This is a genomic window from Streptomyces sp. WM6372 (assembly GCF_001279655.1).
Taxonomy (GTDB): Bacteria; Actinomycetota; Actinomycetes; order Streptomycetales; family Streptomycetaceae; genus Streptomyces.
The window spans coordinates 1-17,030 of the sequence record NZ_LGDB01000023.1 but is presented as its reverse complement, the minus strand read 5'-3'; the positions used below and the strand labels follow the sequence as shown (position 1 = coordinate 17,030).

General features: G+C 71.3%; 20 protein-coding genes, 1 tRNA gene and 1 pseudogene. 11 read left to right on the top strand and 11 right to left on the bottom strand.

Annotated elements, in window-relative coordinates:
- Positions 1-48: 48 nt before the first annotated feature.
- Complete coding sequence (locus ADK52_RS04020) at positions 49-1,548, bottom strand: carboxylesterase/lipase family protein (RefSeq protein ID WP_053688391.1); 1,500 nt, start codon at positions 1,546-1,548, stop codon at positions 49-51.
- A gap of 136 nt (positions 1,549-1,684) precedes the next feature.
- On the opposite strand from ADK52_RS04020, the gene ADK52_RS04015 reads away from it, so the two are divergent.
- The 7 genes from ADK52_RS04015 (at position 1,685) to ADK52_RS03985 (ending at position 8,262) form a co-directional block, all read left to right on the top strand.
- Complete coding sequence (locus ADK52_RS04015) at positions 1,685-2,533, top strand: MBL fold metallo-hydrolase (RefSeq protein WP_053688390.1); 849 nt, start codon at positions 1,685-1,687, stop codon at positions 2,531-2,533.
- 3 nt (positions 2,534-2,536) lie between these two features.
- Entirely contained in the window at positions 2,537-3,430 is an 894-nt protein-coding gene (locus tag ADK52_RS04010; protein ID WP_053688389.1) for a LysR family transcriptional regulator, read from the top strand.
- 57 nt (positions 3,431-3,487) lie between these two features.
- A complete protein-coding gene (locus tag ADK52_RS04005) occupies positions 3,488-4,543 on the top strand; it encodes a tartrate dehydrogenase (protein ID WP_053688388.1) in 1,056 nt (351 codons plus the stop codon).
- Positions 4,544-4,870: 327 nt separating this feature from the next.
- Positions 4,871-5,536, top strand: a complete 666-nt coding sequence (locus tag ADK52_RS04000) for a deoxynucleoside kinase (RefSeq protein WP_053688387.1) — start codon at positions 4,871-4,873, stop codon at positions 5,534-5,536.
- 67 nt (positions 5,537-5,603) lie between these two features.
- A complete protein-coding gene (locus ADK52_RS03995; protein ID WP_053688395.1) occupies positions 5,604-6,791 on the top strand; it encodes an MFS transporter in 1,188 nt (395 codons plus the stop codon).
- Positions 6,792-6,878: 87 nt separating this feature from the next.
- A complete protein-coding gene (locus ADK52_RS03990; RefSeq protein ID WP_182508734.1) occupies positions 6,879-7,103 on the top strand; it encodes a hypothetical protein in 225 nt (74 codons plus the stop codon).
- Between the two features lie 211 nt (positions 7,104-7,314).
- The gene (locus ADK52_RS03985) at positions 7,315-8,262 is read left to right on the top strand and encodes an ion transporter (protein ID WP_053688386.1); all 948 of its coding nucleotides are present in this window, start codon (positions 7,315-7,317) and stop codon (positions 8,260-8,262) included.
- A 62-nt stretch (positions 8,263-8,324) separates the two neighbouring features.
- Here the strand turns inward: ADK52_RS03985 and ADK52_RS03980 are convergent, their stop codons facing one another.
- Positions 8,325-9,848: an aminotransferase class I/II-fold pyridoxal phosphate-dependent enzyme gene (locus ADK52_RS03980; protein WP_078987929.1), complete on the bottom strand. Its 1,524-nt coding sequence runs from the start codon at positions 9,846-9,848 to the stop codon at positions 8,325-8,327.
- A gap of 72 nt (positions 9,849-9,920) precedes the next feature.
- Between ADK52_RS03980 and ADK52_RS03975 the strand changes: the two genes are divergently transcribed.
- Positions 9,921-10,844 (top strand): LysR family transcriptional regulator, encoded by a 924-nt coding sequence (locus ADK52_RS03975; protein ID WP_053688385.1) that lies wholly within the window; start codon positions 9,921-9,923, stop codon positions 10,842-10,844.
- A gap of 63 nt (positions 10,845-10,907) precedes the next feature.
- Here the strand turns inward: ADK52_RS03975 and ADK52_RS03970 are convergent.
- From ADK52_RS03970 to rpmG, 8 genes are all read right to left on the bottom strand, one after another.
- A tRNA-Met gene (locus ADK52_RS03970) sits at positions 10,908-10,981 on the bottom strand.
- 54 nt (positions 10,982-11,035) lie between these two features.
- On the bottom strand, positions 11,036-11,611 hold the full coding sequence (locus tag ADK52_RS03965; RefSeq protein ID WP_053688384.1) for an NADPH-dependent FMN reductase: 576 nt from the start codon (positions 11,609-11,611) through the stop codon (positions 11,036-11,038).
- A gap of 42 nt (positions 11,612-11,653) precedes the next feature.
- Positions 11,654-12,121, bottom strand: coding sequence for an ester cyclase (locus ADK52_RS03960; protein WP_053688383.1), 468 nt, complete (start codon positions 12,119-12,121; stop codon positions 11,654-11,656).
- Positions 12,122-12,258: 137 nt separating this feature from the next.
- Complete coding sequence (locus ADK52_RS03955) at positions 12,259-12,882, bottom strand: TetR/AcrR family transcriptional regulator (RefSeq protein ID WP_234343337.1); 624 nt, start codon at positions 12,880-12,882, stop codon at positions 12,259-12,261.
- A gap of 67 nt (positions 12,883-12,949) precedes the next feature.
- The gene (gene rpsR, locus ADK52_RS03950; protein ID WP_053688382.1) at positions 12,950-13,186 is read right to left on the bottom strand and encodes a 30S ribosomal protein S18; all 237 of its coding nucleotides are present in this window, start codon (positions 13,184-13,186) and stop codon (positions 12,950-12,952) included.
- 38 nt (positions 13,187-13,224) lie between these two features.
- Positions 13,225-14,367, bottom strand: a complete 1,143-nt coding sequence (locus ADK52_RS03945) for a CobW family GTP-binding protein (RefSeq protein ID WP_053688381.1) — start codon at positions 14,365-14,367, stop codon at positions 13,225-13,227.
- A complete protein-coding gene (locus tag ADK52_RS03940) occupies positions 14,364-14,612 on the bottom strand; it encodes a type B 50S ribosomal protein L31 (protein WP_053688380.1) in 249 nt (82 codons plus the stop codon). Before ADK52_RS03940 ends, ADK52_RS03945 begins: the two co-directional genes overlap by 4 nt.
- A 31-nt stretch (positions 14,613-14,643) precedes the next feature.
- Complete coding sequence (gene rpmG / locus ADK52_RS03935) at positions 14,644-14,808, bottom strand: 50S ribosomal protein L33 (protein ID WP_053688379.1); 165 nt, start codon at positions 14,806-14,808, stop codon at positions 14,644-14,646.
- 69 nt (positions 14,809-14,877) lie between these two features.
- Here rpmG and rpmB point away from each other — a divergent pair, with 69 nt between their 5' ends.
- The 3 genes from rpmB (at position 14,878) to ADK52_RS03920 (ending at position 16,878) form a co-directional block, all read left to right on the top strand.
- Positions 14,878-15,114, top strand: a complete 237-nt coding sequence (gene rpmB / locus ADK52_RS03930) for a 50S ribosomal protein L28 (RefSeq protein ID WP_053688378.1) — start codon at positions 14,878-14,880, stop codon at positions 15,112-15,114.
- Complete coding sequence (gene rpsN, locus ADK52_RS03925; RefSeq protein WP_053688377.1) at positions 15,114-15,419, top strand: 30S ribosomal protein S14; 306 nt, start codon at positions 15,114-15,116, stop codon at positions 15,417-15,419. The genes rpmB and rpsN overlap by 1 nt, the downstream gene beginning before the upstream one ends.
- 175 nt (positions 15,420-15,594) lie before the next feature.
- Entirely contained in the window at positions 15,595-16,878 is a 1,284-nt protein-coding gene (locus ADK52_RS03920; protein WP_053688376.1) for an NAD(P)/FAD-dependent oxidoreductase, read from the top strand.
- Positions 16,879-16,931: 53 nt separating this feature from the next.
- Here the strand turns inward: ADK52_RS03920 and ADK52_RS41095 are convergent.
- Positions 16,932-17,030 (bottom strand): annotated as a pseudogene (locus tag ADK52_RS41095) (ABC transporter permease); the annotation flags it as partial.

The window sequence follows — 17,030 nt, the reverse complement described above, 5'->3', positions numbered from 1 at the left end:
CGCCCCCGACCTGACCCGCGCCCGACCTGACCCGCGCCCGAGCTCCCATCAGTGCGGCGCGAGGTGCGAAACGGCCGTGGTGACGGTGTCGAAGCACATCGTGGTGCGGGACTCCACGTCGTACCGGTCCCAGCGCGGCATGGCGGGGGGGTTCGGGTCGCCGGTGCGTATGAACGCGATCCACGCCCCGTGCACGGTCCTGGCGAGGCCGTCCCTGGTTCTCGTGTCCATTCCGGCCAGGAACGGCGCGTGCGACCACTTGTCGAAATTGTCGAAGACGAACGGCAGGTCCAGGCAGTGCGGTGAACCCAGGCGGCCGTCGTGCGCCGGGGTGGGGAAACCGAACTCGTACGCCCAGACCGGGCGGCCCCGTACCGCCCGCGCTTCCGCGAACGCCAGGGTGGGCTTCCTGAACAGCTCGTCGGTGCTCAGATCGATGAGTACGTCGATCGGCCGTGCGCCCGGTCGGGCGGCCTCGTACGCCGCGTACGCGTCGGCCGCGCCGTCACCGAAGCTGTCCCGTGCCCGGCGGAGCACCTGTTCCCTGGTCGCCGACGCGTACGCCTCGCCCAGCGCGAACGTGAAAGCGGACTCCTCCCTGGTCCAGCCGATGAGGACGTCGAGGTCCGCGCCCGGACCGTCGAGCAGGTTCAGAGCGGGTTGCCGCGCCGCCGTCCCGCCGTCGAGCACCGGCATGAACGGCGCGGTCCAGTGTCCCCATTCCGTGGTGGACGTGAGGAGTCCGGCGGTGGCCTCGACCAGCCGCGGCCACGGCATCGCGCGCAGTTCGTCCTCGTCCCGCGCGCCGGCGATCTCCAGATAGGCGGCGGTGCGGGCCAGGGACTCGGCGGGCGTGGCGAGGGGCATGGCGAGCGGCACGCTCTGCAGGATGGCCCGGCGGAAGGGACGGCCGTCACCCGCGTGGGCCGCGAGCGCCGCGGTGGACAGCGCGCCGGCGGACTGGCCCGCGACGGTGACGTTGCCGGGATCCCCGCCGAAGGCCGCGATGTTGTCCTGGACCCAGCGCAGCGCGGCGAGTTGGTCCGTGAGCCAGACGTTGCCGCACTCGGCGCCGGCGGCCGATGCGAAGGACAGCAGGCCGAGTGGCCCGAGCCGGTAGTTGAGGTTCACCACCACCAGGTCGCCGTTGCGCGCGAAGGTCTCGCCGGAGTAGTTGGGCATCGCCCCGGACCCGGAGATGAAGGCGCCGCCGTGGATCCAGACCAGGACGGGACGGCGCGCGTCGTCGGTGCCGGGCGTCCAGACGTTGAGGGTCAGACAGTCCTCGTCGAAGGGCGGGAGGCCGTGGCCGCCCAGGACCGGATCACCCTCGCGGACGGCCTGCGGAGCGCTGGGTCCGTACTGCGTCGCGTCGAGGGTGCCGCTCCATCCTCGATGCGGCTGCGCGGGGCGCCACCGGAGGGGGCCGACGGGCGGCGCCGCGTACGGCACGCCCTTGAACACGGCCAGGCCGTCTTCGACGATGCCGCGGATCGGGCCCGAGCGAGTGTTCACGACGGGCGCGGTGCGGTCCTGAGCGGTACCCATCCAGCGTGTCCTTCCAGACCGGGAGCGAGGGTCTCGGGCCTCGGGCCGTGAGTCCCGGGCCTTGGGCCACCTCAAAATATTGCGCTCTTGTGTCGATCGTCAATATTATTCGATCCCTGGTTGAGGTGGAGGGCGAATGGCGACGTGGCGCATCGGAACGACGACGGTTCACAAAGTGCTGGAGGTGGAGCTGCCGGTGCTCCTCACGGCGGCCTTGCGGACGAACGACACCGCGCTCCTGAAGAGGTACCCGTGGCCCGCTCCCGGCTTCAGCGGGGTGGACGGCAGCTTCCTGCTCTCGGTCCACGCACTGGTCGTGGACACCGGTACGCGCAGGATCCTCGTCGACACGGGCGTGGGCAACGCACGGGCGTCGGTGCCCTTCCTGCGCATGCTGGACACGGCGTGGCTCGAAGACCTCACGGCGCTCGGCTACCCTCCGGAATCGATCGACACCGTGGTGAGCACCCACCTCCACTTCGACCACATCGGGTGGAACACGCGCCTGGAGGACGGAAAGTGGGTGCCGACCTTTCCGCGGGCGCGCCATCTGGTCACACGTGTGGAATGGGACCACTGGGCGGACGAAGCGGATGCGGAACTCCGCGACACGATGCGGCCGTTGGTCGACGGGGGACTCGTCGACCTCGTCGGAACCGATCACCGGGTGTGCGACGGAGTCCGCCTGGAAGCCGCCCCCGGACACACCCCGGGCCAGGTCGCGGTCGTGGTCGAATCCGGTGGGGAACGCGCGGTGATCACCGGTGACCTCGTGCACCACCCGGTGCAGTTCATCGAACCCGATGTGGCGAGCCTCGCCGACACCGACGCGGCGCAGGCCGCCGCCACCCGGCGCGCGTTCGTCGAACGGTACGCCGACACGGGAACCCTCGTGATCGGCACGCACTTCCCCGCCCCCACGGCGGGCCTGCTCCGGCGCGGCGGTGACGGGGCCGTACGGTTCGTCGCGGACGGCCTACGCTGAACCGTGGACTTCCGGCAGCTGACGTACTTCCTCGCCATCGTGGACCACGGTGGCTTCAACCGCGCGGCCGCGGCGCTCTACGTGTCGCAGCCGTCCCTGTCACAGGCCATCCAGGCCCTGGAACGCGACGTCGACGGCTGCCTGTTCCACCGGATCGGCAGGAGGGTGGTCCTGACCGAGGCCGGTACCGCACTCGTTCCACGGGCCCGGGAAGCCCTGCACGCGCTGGAGCTGGCCAGGGCCAGCGTCGGCTCCGTCCGTGAACTGCGCGGTGGGCGCCTGGAGATCGCCGCGATGGCCTCACCCACCATCGAACCCCTCAGCACCATGGTCCAGCGCTTCACCGAGCGCTTTCCGGCCGTGTCGCTCAGCCTGCGCGTAGCCCTCACCCGTGAGGCCGTGGTCGAGAGGGTGCGCACCGGAGGCTGCGAACTCGGACTCCTGATCACCTCCTCGCCGCTGCAGAGCCGGGACGTCGTCGCGCACCACGTCGGAGACGACAGGCTCGTCCTGGTCACCCCGGCGGACGGCCCGTTTCCGCCCGGGCGGGCGGTGCGCGCCGAGCAGCTCCGTGGGCATCGGCTGATCGCCGGGCAGCGGGGGACTGGGATCCGTGCCTACGTGGACGACCTGAAGGCCCAGGGCATCGACGTCCGCATCGCAGTGGAGACCGAGCACCGGATGGCCTTCCTGCCCCTCGTGCTCGGAGGCGTCGGACTGGCGGTCGTGACGCAGTCCTGGGCCGACCTGTCCGAGCGGGCCGGAGCCCTCGTCCTCGACCTGGAACCCGCCTGCGTCCAGCACAACGTCCTGGTGAGCCGCAAGGGACGGCTGACGCCGGCCGCCGGCGCCTTCCTGGAGATCGCCGGCGCACCGGCTGATAGGGCCGGCCTATGAGCCACATCGGCGATACGTGTTGGACCCGGACGACCCCCGGTTGCTGGAATGCGAGCCATGACGAACCACAGCATCGCCCTCATCCCCGGTGACGGCATCGGCACCGAAGTCCTCCCGGCGGCACGCGAGGTCCTCGACACCGTCGGGGCGCGCCACGGCATCGCGTTCACCTACGAGCGATTCGACTGGTCCTGCGAGCGCTACCTGCGCCACGGCTCGATGATGCCCGAGGACGGACTGGAGCAGCTCCGCCGCCATGACGCGATCCTTCTCGGCGCCGTCGGCTACCCGGGCGTGCCGGACCACGTCTCCCTGTGGGGGCTGCTCATCCCGATCCGCCGGGCCTTCGGCCAGTACGTCAACCTCCGCCCCATCCGCGTGTTCGACGGTCTTCCCAGCCCCGTCCGCGCGGCCGTGCCCGGCGAGGTGGACTTCGTGGTCGTCCGGGAGAACACCGAAGGCGAGTACAGCGAGATCGGCGGTCGGATGAACCGCGGGTTTCCCGACGAAATGGCCGTGCAGCAAGCGGTGTTCACGCGGGCGGGAGTGACCCGGGTCCTCGACTTCGCCTTCGCCCTCGCCGAACGGCGCGGCGGTCCCCTCACGTCGGCGACGAAGTCCAACGGGATCGTGCACACCATGCCGTTCTGGGACGAGCTGGTGGCCGAGCGCTCGGCCGAGCACCCCACGGTCGAGTGGAACCAGGAGCACATCGACGCGCTGGCCGCCAAGTTCGTCCTCGACCCCGCACGCTTCGACGTCGTCGTCGCGTCCAACCTCTTCGGGGACATCCTCAGCGACCTGGCGGCGGCGGTGGCCGGCGGCATCGGCATCGCTCCGTCCGCCAACCTCAACCCGGAGGGCGAGTACCCCTCGATGTTCGAGCCGGTCCACGGATCAGCCCCCGACATCGCCGGGCAGGGCATCGCCAATCCGATCGGCGCGATCTGGTCCGCCGCCATGATGCTCGACCACCTCGGCCACCCCGGGGCCGCGGCCGACATCACCGACGCCATCGCCCGCGTCCTGGCCACCACCCCGGTCCGCACCCGCGACCTCGGCGGTTCCGCCTCCACCGCCGAGTTCACCGCCGCCGTCCTCCAGCACCTCTGACGGGCCCCGGAGGCCGCCGGCGCCGGCGCCGGAGCGCGAGGTGAGGCGCGGGGCGCCGACGCTCTGGCCGTCGTGGGGCGAAGCGTCATTTATGCTTCAAGGCGGCCGCGGGGCGGTGGTTCGTCACTGCACGGGGCAACTGCCGAACCGTCCGTCCGGCCGGTCGAGGAGCGCGGTGCGCGTCGGGGCCCCTGGCCCGGACGGGGACCGGATGGCGCTGATCATGAAGATCTTGGGGAATCGAGTGACCGCCGACACGCGTCTCAGTGGTGTGGGGCGCCCGGCCCACCCGACCGCGAACAGAAGATCCCCAGGGAGAAGTGAGGTATGGCAGTGATCTGCGTCGGTGGCATGATCGGAATCGGCAAGACGAGCGTGGCCGAGCTGCTCGCCAAGGAGCTGGGCAGCGAAGTCTTCTACGAGAGCGTGGCCGACAATCCGATCCTTCCGCTCTTCTACACGGCGAGCCCCGAAGAGATCCAGGCGAAGCGCTACCCCTTCCTCCTCCAGCTCTACTTCCTGCAGACGCGGTTCGCCTCGATCAAGGAGGCGTACAAGCAGGGTGACAACGTCCTGGACCGGTCCATCTACGAGGACTGGTACTTCGCCAAGGTCAACCACGACCTGGGCCGGATCAGCTCCCTCGAGATGCGCGTGTACGAGGGGCTGCTCAACGAGATGATGCGCGAGATCGACGGCCTGCCGTACCGCAAGGCACCCGACCTCATGGTCTACCTCAAGGCGGACTTCGAAACGGTGCTGCACCGCATCGGGCTGCGGGGCCGCGATTTCGAGCAGGACGAGGGCCTCGTCGAGTACTACCGGACCCTGTGGTCCGGCTACGACGACTGGGTACACAAGCACTACTCGGCCAGCGAGGTCCTCGTCATCGACATGAACCACACGGACGTGGTGAACAACCCCGAGGACGCGGCCCGCGTGGCGCAGGAGGTCAAGGACGCCCTGGCGGCGGGCAGGCTCCTGCGGGGCTGAACCCGGATGCCGAAGGCCCCGGCATGCCGCGCCGTCGGGGATGCCGGGCGCCGTTACCGTCGGCGGCATGGACGGTGATCGCAGACGATGGCACCAGTGCCTCCTCGGCGGGGCGGTGTTCGCCGTGTGCATGGCCGGCACCACTCTGCCCACCCCCCTCTACGGCCTGTACCAGGAGAAATTCGGATTCTCCGAGCTCCAGGTGACGATCGTGTACGCCGTGTACGCGTTCGGCGTCATGGGGGTCCTGCTGCTGGCGGGCAACGCCTCGGACGTCGTGGGCAGGCGGCCCGTCCTGCTGACGGGCCTCGGACTCGCGGCGGCGAGCGCCGGCTGTTTCCTGTGCGCCACCGGGCTGGGCTGGCTGTACGCGGGCCGGCTGCTGTCGGGCCTGTCGGCAGGCCTGTTCACCGGGGCCGCCACGGCCTACGTCATCGAACTGGCGCCGCGGGACGGATCCTCCCGCGCCACGTTCGTGGCGACGGCCGCCAACATGGGCGGGCTGGGCTGCGGCCCCCTGCTCGCCGGCGTGCTCTCCCAGTACGCTCCCTGGCCGCTGTACCTGCCGTTCGCCGTGCACCTCGTCCTCGTGGCCGGCTCGGCCGCCGTCCTGCTGCGACTCCCCGAGACGGTACGGGAGCGGCAGCCGCTCGCGGCGGTCCGGCCGCAGCGGCCCGCTCTGCCCGCGTCGGTGCGGCAGGTGTTCGTGCCCGCCGCAACCGCATCGTTCGTCGGGTTCGCGCTGTTCGGAGTGTTCACGTCGGTCAGCCCGGCCTTCCTCGTCGAATCCCTGGGCGTGCACAACCGGGCGGTGAGCGGGCTGGTCGTCGCGTTGGCCTTCTTCGCGTCGACCGCCGGGCAGCTGGCCGTCGGCCGCATCGGCGTCGCCCGGTCCCTGCCGCTGGGCTGCGTGACGCTCCTCGCCGGGCTGCTGCTGCTCGCGGGCGCCCTGTACTGGGACCTGCTGGTGCTGGTGGTCCTCAGCGCGCTCGTCGGCGGCGCTGGGCAGGGCCTGGCCTTCCGCGGGGCGCTCTCCGCGGTGGCCGGGGCGTCCCCGGCCCACCAGCGCGCGGCGGTCATCTCGATGCTGTTCGTGGTGGCGTACGCGGGCATCTCGGTACCGGTGATCGGCGTGGGGGTGCTCACGGGTCCCGTCGGCCTGGAGGGCGCCGGACTGGTGTTCCTCGCCTGCATGACGGCCCTGGTGTCGACGGCGGCGGTCTATCTGCTCCGCCACCCCGTACGCCAGGGGTAGCGCACCGCATCCGGCCCGGACGGAGCCGAACGTACGGCTTCGAGCACCGAGCCCACGGCCCGGTGGCATGGCCCCTACAATCGGCCGGTGAGCGAAGTGAGGTGCACGTACTGCGGCACGATCGGCCTTGAGCAGGGCTTCGTCGAGGACACCGGCGAGGGCTCCCGCGGTTACGCCCGCTGGATCGTCGGCCCGCTGGAGCGCGGTCTGTTCGGCGGCGCGAAGCGAATGGGCCGCCCCCGCCGCCAGATCGATGCGTACCGCTGCCCGAACTGCGGTCACCTGGAGCTCTTCGCCACCCAGCCCGTCTGAGTGCCACGCACACCGCGGTGACCGACCGGACCGGTCGGCCGGTCGGCCTGCGACCGGGCGCCGCGGTTCCCCGATCGGGCGATGTGTCGGGCCGGAGCGACTCGAATTCGGCCCTGCGGCGTTACACGACCTGGAGCTTGATCAAAGCCCCGGGTCCGCCGGGGCGCGACACAGCCCGCGACCGGGCGCCGGTCGCGGGCGAGGGAGCATGATGTCAGACCTCATTCGGACGTCCACCGGTCGCGAGAGGCTTGCCGCGCGCTGCCGCGACGTGTGCGAGGCGCCCGCGTTCGCGTTGGGCGTCATCTCGGTGATCCTCCTCAACGCCGTGCTGCTGGGCGTGGAGACGTACAGCGGGCTGTCCGTGGAGTACGGCGCCCTCCTCCACTCCGCCGAGCGGTTCTGCGTCGTGGCGTTCAGCGTGGAGATGCTGATCCGCCTGGCCGCGCACGCCGACCGGCCGAAAGCTTTCTTCCGCGACCCGTGGAACGTGTTCGACCTCCTGGTGGTGTCCTCGGCCTTCGTCCCGTTCCTGCGGGAGAACACCACGTTGCTGCGGCTGCTGCGCCTGGCGCGGGTGCTGCGCACCGCGCAGTTCATGCCGCAGTTGCGGGTCCTGCTGGTCGCCGTCGGGCGCAGCCTGCCCGGAACGGTGAGCTTCCTGTTCGTGGGCGCCCTGATCCTCTACGTGTACGCGATGATCGGGTGGATCTGCTTCGCCGGCCACGACCCGGTGCACTACGGCTCCCTCGGCCGGGCCGGGCTGACCCTGTTCCTGCTGATGACGCTGGAGGGCCTGGGCGATGCCGTCCACGCCGGACTGGCGGTCTCCCCGTTCAGCATCCTCTACTACGCCTCGTACGTGCTCCTCGCCTCCTTCGTCCTGGTCAACGTGCTGATCGGCGTCGTCCTCAACGCCCTGGAGGAGGCGCGCGAGATGGAGCAGGAAGAGAAGCGGGCCGAGCAGGCCGCCGCCCGGCGGCCCTCCGTTCCCACGGGGCGGGAGGTGTCGGAGGGGGCGGACGAGCTCCGCCTGCGGATCGCGGCGGTGCGCAGCGCCCTCGACGACATGGAGGCCCAGCTCGACCCCTCGGGCGCGCAGTCGCCGGTCAAGACCGGATCCCCTTCGCTGGCCGGGGCGTCGGCAGGCGCCCGGTAGGCGTACCTCCCCGCCTTCCCCGGGGCCCGGGGTAGGCGGGGCAACGCCGGCCACGGCGAGCGTCAGGGTGCGACGATCCGGAGGCGGGAGACGTCCGGGTCGAGAGCCCCGCGCACGTGACCGCCGGGGGCGGCCGCGGTGCGGCGGAGGAACGCGACGGCCTCGGAGGTGATGACCTCGCCGGGCAGTACGTTGGGGATGCCGGGCGGGTACGCGGCCAGGGTGTCGGCGGACACCATGCCCACGGCCTCCTCCGCGGCCACCACCCGCGCCGGGCTGAGGAAGGCCTCGCGGGCCGTGAGCCGCGCCGGCCCCGGGCGTGGCAGCCGCAGCGGTGCCCGCCCGGGGACCTCGGGGCCGGAGCCGGAGCCGGAGCCGGAGGCGTCGAGCGGGGCGGGCAGGCAGTGCAGGGCTTCGATGAATCGATCGGCGTCCGGCGCGGACCCGGCGCCCACCACGGCGACGATCGCGGCGTCCGTGGCGACTTCGACCATGACCTGGTGGTCCCGGAAGAGCAGCCGCCGCGCCTCGTGCCCGGTGATCCCGCCGACCCGGGTGTCGAGGGCGATGCGCAGCGGGTCGGCGGCCGTGATGTCGGGAAACCGGTGGAAGCCGTCGCTGACCACCCCGAAACGGCCCAGCGCGCGTACGACTCCCCGTATCTTGTCCGCGGCCTCCACCGAGCCCGTGATCCGGTCGGCGCCCGTGACCAGGGCCCGGCGGGTGAGGTCCAGGGAGGCGGTCAGCAGGGCGCTCGCACTGGTCGACTGCACCAGCCGGAAGGCCCGGTCCACGAGGGGTTCGAGCCGGTCCGCGAAGGGGCCCTCGGCGAGGTGCAGCATGGCCGACTGGGTCAGGCTGCCGCCGAGCTTGTGGGTACTGGAGGTCACGAGGTCCGCGCCGAGGGCCAGTGCCCCGTCGGGCAGCGCGGGGTGGAAGCCGAAGTGCGATCCCCACGCCTCGTCGACGATCAGGGGCACCCCGGCGGAGTGTGCGGCGTCCGCCAGGGCCCGCACGTCGGCCACGGCTCCGAAGTAGCTCGGCGAGACCACGTACACGGCCGCGGCGTCGGGGGTCCGCTCCAGGGCCGTCCGTACCTCCCCTGCGGTGACCCCGTGGGCGATGCCCTGGTCGGGGTCGACGGAGGGCCGGACGAACACGGCGTGCAGGCCGGAGAGCACCAGCCCGTCGACGACGCTCGAATGCACACTGCGCTGCACGACCAGCGTGCGGCCCAGGGCGGGGGCGACCATCGAGGCGATCTGGTTGCCCTGTGAGGCGCCGTTGGTCAGGAACCAGGTGCGCCGGGCGCCCCAGGCGCCGGCGGCGAGCTCCAGCGCTTCGTCCAGCGGAGTGTGCGCGCCGAGGTCCAGGCCGTCGAGCAGCGGCGGGAAGTCCAGGGCCGGCACCTGCGTGCCGAAGGCGGCGCAGAGGTCCGATCCGGGGGCGGCCGCGTGACCGGGGACGTTCAGCCGCAGCCAGTCGCGTCCCGCGTGGGCGAGGAGGGCGTCGGCGTACGGGGCGCGCAGCTGGTCCTGGTCCGGGTACGGCGGACGGCCTGGGGGAGGGGTGGTTCGCGTGTTCACACCGGGAGGGTGTCAGGGTCGTGGTGATAGAGGAATGCTGGAGTTTTCTATAGCTCTCCATAGGCTGTCTATATGCTTGAGATCCGCCACCTCCAGGTGCTCCGGTCCATCGCGCAGGAGGGCTCGCTCGCCGCGGCCGCCCGGGCGCTGCACTACACGCAGCCGACGATCACCCACCACCTGGCCGCGCTGGAGGCCCACTTCGACGCCCGCCTGGTCCGGCGCGGACCGCGCGGCGCGACACTCACCGAGCTCGGCGAAGCCCTGCTGCCGCACGCCGAGGCCGTCCTCGAACGGCTCCGCCACGCCGAGCTGGAGGTGCGCGGTCTCGCGGAGCGGGGCATGCGCACCCTCCACATCGGCACCTTCCCGACCGCCGGCGCCCTCCTGCTCGCCCCGGCCGTCAAACGCCTTCACCAGCAGGGCGTCCACATTTCGCTCACCGAGGGAGAACTGCCTCTGCTCCTGCGCGGGTTGAGGGCCCGGGAGCTCCAGGCCGCGCTCGTCTTCTCACAGCCCGGGGACCGGCTCGACCTGGACGAGGAGTTCGCGCTCCACCCCCTCCTGGTCGACCCCCTGCTCCTGGTCATGCCGCAGGACCACCCGTGCGCTGCCCTGGACCGGGTCCCGCTCACTGCGCTGCGGGACACCGAGTGGGTGGGCGCCGCCGACGCCCACGACCCGTGCGACCGGGTCCTGTCGTGGGCCTGCGCCCAACACGGGTTCGAGCCCGTCCACGCGATGCGTACCGACGACTACGCGGTGGTCCAGGGCCTGGTGGCCGCCGGCGCGGGCATCGCCCTGGTGCCGCGGCTCGCCCTCGGCGCCCCCCACCCGGACCTGGTCGTACGCCGCCTCGACGGCCCGGACCTCACCCGGGAGATCAGCGTCGTCGTCCTGCGCTCCACCGCGGCCGGCAGCGCTCAGGAGCTGGTCTCGGCGCTCCAGGAGCAGGCCGCGCTGATCACGGACCGCTGGGCGCTCGCGGACGGCTGATCGGTGGACCGGGAACGGGGGCGGATCGCCCCGATCCGCCCCCGTACGGCAGATTCCGGGTAGTAGCGGGGACAGGATTTGAACCTGCGACCTCTGGGTTATGAGCCCAGCGAGCTACCGAGCTGCTCCACCCCGCGTCGGTGAACCCCACCTTACGGCACTGCCGGGCGGTGTCCGACCAGCCGGGTGGGTCAGCTCGTGACGGCCGGTGCCGTGCGCAGCGGGGCGAGGGCCGAGGTCCAGGCGATGACCTGGTCGAGCATCGTGTTCAGGGCGTGCAGGCTGTGGTCGCCGGGCTTGAAGACGGTGAAGTTCTCGAACTCGGTGATGAGGGAGAGCGTGACCTGTTGGCGTACGTCGGCCATCTGGAGTTCGGCGGCGACCAGGCGCAGGTGCTCGGCGGACCGTACGCCGCCCGCGACGCCGTAGGAGACCAGGCCGAGGGCCTTGTTGTTCCACTCGGCGTAGAGGTAGTCCAGGGCGTTCTTCAGAACACCGGGGACGCCGTGGTTGTACTCGGGGGTGACGATGACGAATCCGTCGTACGCGGCGATCGTCTCGGCCCACCGCCGGGTGTGTTCGTTCTGGTACTGGCCGAGGGAGGGCGGCATCGGCTCGTCGAGGTGGGGGAGCGGGTGGTCGCGCAGATCGAGCAGCCCGAAGCCGGCGTCGGTCCGGCGCGAGGCGTGGTCGAGGACCCAGCGCGCCACCTGGTCCCCTACGCGGTGGGGCCTGGTGCTGCCGAGGATGATGCCGATGGTGGGCATGGTTCGTCTGCCTCTTCTTGGCGCCTTGCGTCTGCGGGTCGGTCAGCTCGGCACGGCGGTCGACGCCGTGACGGCGGAGGCGAAGTCGGGCTGCACGCCGAGCTGGGCGAGCATGACGCTGAGGCCGACATAGCAGTTGAACTCCTTGATCCTGCCGTCCTCGACGTACCAGAAGTCGGCCGTGGGGATGTCGAGCGCGGCGCCGGTCGGCCGGATGGTGCCGGCGGGCGTCTCGAACGGCCCGGTGAAGGTGCCCCGGATCGTCAGCTCGACGGCGACGACGTTGCCCATGACATGGAATCGGTGCAGTTCGCGGTGCACGTCGGGGGCGAGCGCTCCCATGAAGGCGACCAGGTCGCCCAAGTGCTCACCGCGGTAGCTCTCGCCGGCCACGACGTTGTTGAAGACGCCGTCCTCGGCGAACAGGTCCACGAAGCCCTGTACGTCCAGGACGCTGCCCTCGGCGGCTCGGTACGCCGCCCGGACCACGGCTTCCGCGTCGGTGTTCATGGTGCCCTCCCGTGTCGAGAGAATCCATTCAAACCCTTGATTGAAATTGTGGGCAGGGGTCGGCCACCTTGTCAAGCAACTGATTGAATTCGTTGGGGGCGCCGGGCCGGCGCAGACCGTCGGGCGGCGTCCGGCGTCTACCGGACTCCTTGGAGAGCCCCGGCCACCACGGGGACGAGCATCCGCTCCACCCGTTCGGTGGCCTCGGCGCCCAGCTCGGCCCCGATGGGTGCCACCGCGAGCCAGTTCAGCATCCCGGCGGCGCATCGGACGCGGAAGACGAGCTCCGGCTCATCGACCTCGGGAAGGTTCGCCGCCAGTACCCGCACCGCCTGCCACCGGGCCCGCTGGAACTTTCCGGCCAGCCGCTCCCACCCTTCGGGCGGATCGATCCCCACCCGCGCCACGGTCCGTATCACGGCGAGGTCCCGCCCCCCGGCCGCGAGGGCGCTCATCATCGGCCGGGCGAAGGCCTCGGCCAACTCGCTCACGGTCGCGCTCCCCGCCAGGGTGTCGAGCTCCCGGATCTGCGCGTCCAGGTACCGCTCCAGGGCGTGCTCGATCGCCACGTCACACAGTGCCTTCAGCGATCCGAAGTGGTAACTCACCGCGGCGACGTTGGCTCCGGCGTTCTGGGTGATCTCGCGGAGGGTCACCCCTTCCTGTCCCCGCTGTGCGAGCAGCGCGAGAGCGGCCGCCAGCAGATCGTCCCGCGTGCGCTGACCGGCCTCGCGTCGAAGGTCCGTCTTCTCTGGTCTCACGATAGAACTCAAGCGACTGCTTGACTTCATTGTCAAGCAGTCGCCCGAATGCGACCTCCGCGAAGGCTTACCTGCTGCCGTACGGGAGCAGGGCCATCTCGCGGGCGTTCTTGATCGCGGTGGCGAGCTGTCGCTGCTGCCGGGCGGAGACGCGGGTGACCCGGCGACTGCGGATCTTGCCGCGGTCGGAGACGAACTTCCGCAGGAGATCGGTGTCCTTGTAGTCGATGTACGTGATCTCCGCTGCGTCCAGTGGGTTCGGGCGGGACTTGAGCGGCTTGTGGGCGGTCTGGCGGCGGGCCATGCGCGTTCCTTACGGGTGGTCGGGTGGTCGGGTGGTGGTCAGGAGACGGGATCGAGGAGGGGGCCGAAGGCGGCCGGGAGCCTCCGCCACGCCTCGGGGCCCGCCGCGTATTCGGTGTCGGTGAGGAGACAGGACTCGAGGAGCTGCTCCAAGCCGTGGCGGTCGAGGCCGGGGGAGGTGAAGACGAGGTGCTGGCAGCAGTCGCCGTGCTCGGGATGCCAGTCGAGCGAGGCAGCCGCCCTGCGCATCGGCGGGACCAGCTCCCAGGCGGCGTCCGGCAGGGACGCCAGCCAGGGGCCGGCGTTCTCCACGCTCAGGGCACCACCCGCGGCGTCCCAGGCGAGCAGGGTGTCGGGGCGGTCGGCGAGCCAGAAGCGGCCGCGGCTGCGGGCGGCCGCGCAACAGAGGTCCTCCAGCGCCGCGTAGAGGCGTTCGGGATGGAAGGGCCGACGGCGGTGCCAGACAAGGGTGGTGACTCCCGCCTCGTCGGCTTCCTGGGGGAGCAGCGCGCAGGCCGGGTGCTGGGCGGCGGCCGCCGTCTCCACGTCGAAACCGGCGAAGGCCAGTCGGGCGAGTTCGCCGGATGCGGCGGGTACCTGCCGGGCGGTCGGATGGAGCTGGGCGAGGAGCGCCCGGTCCTCGTCATCGGCCTCTTCGCTGTCGACGAGGGCGAGTAGGGGCGCGTACTCCAGCTGGCGGGCCCAGGTATCTCCGACGGTGCGCTGGTCGGTGGCGGCTGCCGCGAGGCCCACCTCTGCCAGGTCATCGCCGTTGACGAGGTACGGGAGTACGAGCGCGGGGTCGACCGCGGTGATCACGGCGGTGAGGTCGAGGACGCCGGCGCCGTGCGCGGCGACGACCTCGGCCATCGCCTTGGGCTCCACGGAGTCCCAGAGCTCGACTACGGCCAGCCGGGTCAGGCCGCTGCCGGCCAGTCGTTCCAGTTCGGGGACCAGGTCCTCGCGCAGCGCGCAGCACGCACAGTCGTTCACGAGGGGCGCCGTGCCTCGGGACAGCTCGCCCGAGGCGTCGCGCACCACGCGCCGCACCGTGCCCTGCGCCGCGGTGGACAGGTCGTGGTGGAGGACGACGCTGTCGGGGACGGCGTGCAGCAACCGGTCCACGACTTCCCTGCGGGCGTCGCAGTGGAGCCCGCCGACGATGACGACGGGCAGGATCACGCCGTGCTCCCGTAGCGGCGCTGGAAGCGCTCGACGCGGCCGGCGGTGTCCAGGACGCGGGCGGTGCCCGTGTAGAAGGGGTGGCTCTGCGAGGAGATCTCCACGTCGATGACGGGGTAGGTGTTGCCGTCCTCCCACTCGACGGTGTTGGCGCTGGTCGCCGTGGAGCGAGTGAGGAAGGCGAAGTCGGCGGCCTTGTCGCGGAAGACGACGGGGCCGTAGGCGGGGTGGATTCCGGGCTTCATGACGGTGTCCTTCGGGGAGGGGAGCGGGGGATCAGCGTTCTTCGCGGAAGTCGACGTGCCGGCGCACCACCGGGTCGAACTTGCGCAGGACCATGCGGTCCGGGTCGTTCCGCCGGTTCTTGCGGGTGACGTACGTGTAGCCGGTGCCCGCGGTGGAGCGGAGCTTGACGATCGGGCGTACTTCGCTGCGTGCCATGCCGCTACTATACGGGAATGGAAATCATTTCCAATAACCGTTTCGCTTCCGCGAGAGGCAGGTAACACCGTGTCCGCCCACTGCCAGCTCACCGGCGCCCAGCCGGGCTTCGGCAACAACATCTCCCACTCGCACCGGCGCACCTCGCGCCGCTTCGACCCCAACATCCAGGCCAAGCGCTACCGGCTGCCCAGCGAAGGCCGTCATGTCCGCCTGACCCTGAGCGCGAAAGCGATCAAGACCATCGACGCCATCGGGATCGAGGCCGCAGTGGCCCGGATCCGCGCGCGTGGGGTGAAGGTCTGATGGCGAAGAAGAGCAAGATCGCGCAGAACGAGAAGCGCAAGGCGGTCGTCGCGCGGTACGCCGCCCGGCGTGCCGAGCTGAAGGAGGTCCTGCGGCGGCCGTCGTCGACGGAGGCCGAACGGCACACGGCTCTGGAGGAGTTGCGCAAGCAGCCCCGCGACGCGAGCGCCACCCGCGTGCGCAACCGGGACGGCGTCGACGGCCGGCCCCGCGGCCATCTGCGGAAGTTCGGCCTCTCCCGCGTCCGCATGCGAGAACAGGCGCACGCCGGCTTCCTCCCCGGAGTCACCAAGTCCTCCTGGTAGCGGGCTCGTACGTCCGTACGTCCGGCGCGAGCGCCTGGGACCCCCGTATCCGGCGGGATGCGGGGTCCCACGCGCGCCCGAGCGGCTCCCTGTGGGATTGGTCATGCGCCTGACAGCATGGGCACCGCACCACTCCCATGAACGGCACCGCACCACCGAAGGGAGCGATCAGCGCATGACCAAGCCTGAGAGCGCGGGATACGACTACGACGTCGTCATCAGCGGGGCGAGCCTCGCCGGCAGCGCCGCGGCGATCCTGCTCGCTCGACGCGGTGTCCGCGTCGCACTGCTGGAACGCCGCTCGGACCCCGAGGCGTACAAGGTGCTGTGCACCCACTCCATCACGGCCAACGCCTACCCGGTCCTGGACGAACTCGGTCTCATCCCCGCCCTGGAGAAGGCGGGAGCCGTCCGCAACGAGGCCCGCTGGTACACCCGTTGGGGATGGATCGAGCCGAGGGCCGCGCCGGACGGCCCCGAGCTGCCGTACGCGTACAACATCCGGCGCAGCATCCTCGACCCGTTGATCAGGTCCCGTGCGGCGGAAACCCCCGGCGTCGATCTGCTCCTCGGCCACCACGTGACCGGGCTCGTCCGGGAAGCCGGGCGAACCGCGGGGGTGCGCGCCTCCACACCGCAGGGCGAGCGCGAGATCCGGGCCCGCCTGGTCGTCGGCGCCGACGGCAAGGACTCGGCCGTGGCGAAGTTCGCCGGGATGCCGGCCCGGCAGTACGAGAACACGCGGTTCGGGTATCTCGCCCACTTCCGGAACCTTCCGCTGCACGGCGGGATCGGCCAGACGTGGTTCCTGGAGCCCGACATGGCGTACGCGTTCCCCAACGACGACGGGGTGACGGTCCTCGCGGTGCTCCCGGACAAGAAGCGGCTCCCGGCCTTCCGGGAGGACCTGGAGGGCAGCTTCTTCGCGTTCGTCCGCGCCCTGCCGGAGGCGCCGCCCATCGACTCCGCCGAACGCATCACGAAGATCACCGGCACGGTCAACTACCCGCTTCACACCCGCAAGCCGACCGCACCGGGCGTCGCGCTCATCGGCGACGCGGCCCTGACCGGCGATCCCCTGTGGGGGGTGGGATGCGGATGGGCCCTGCAGTCCGCCCAATGGCTGGCCCAGGCGGTCGCCCCGGCCGCGACCGGCCGGGGCGACCTCGACAAATCCCTGGTGGCCTACGCGCGCAGGCACCGGCGCCGGCTGCGCGGCCACCAGTCCATGGCCGTCGAGTTCGCCAAGGCGCGTCCGTTCAATCCCGTGGAACGGCTGGTGTTCTCGGCGGCGGCGCGCGATGAGTCGGTGGCGCGGCACATGCACCTGTTCGCACAGCGCCTGATCGGTCCGCTGCGCTTCCTGAACCCCGTGGCACTGGCCAGAGCGTCGGCCGTCAACATCAAGCACCGCGGGGCGGCCGCGCCACCCGCGGACGTGTCCCGCGCAGGGTCATGACCGGACCGGCCGGCTGCCGCGGCCCGTGGACGAGCGCGTGGGCGGCGGCTTGATCAGCCCTTGACCAGCAGGCCGCGGGTGCGCAGGACCCAGCGTTCGACGGGGCTGAAGATGAGGAGGTCGATGGCGATGCCGACGACGAGGATGAGGAT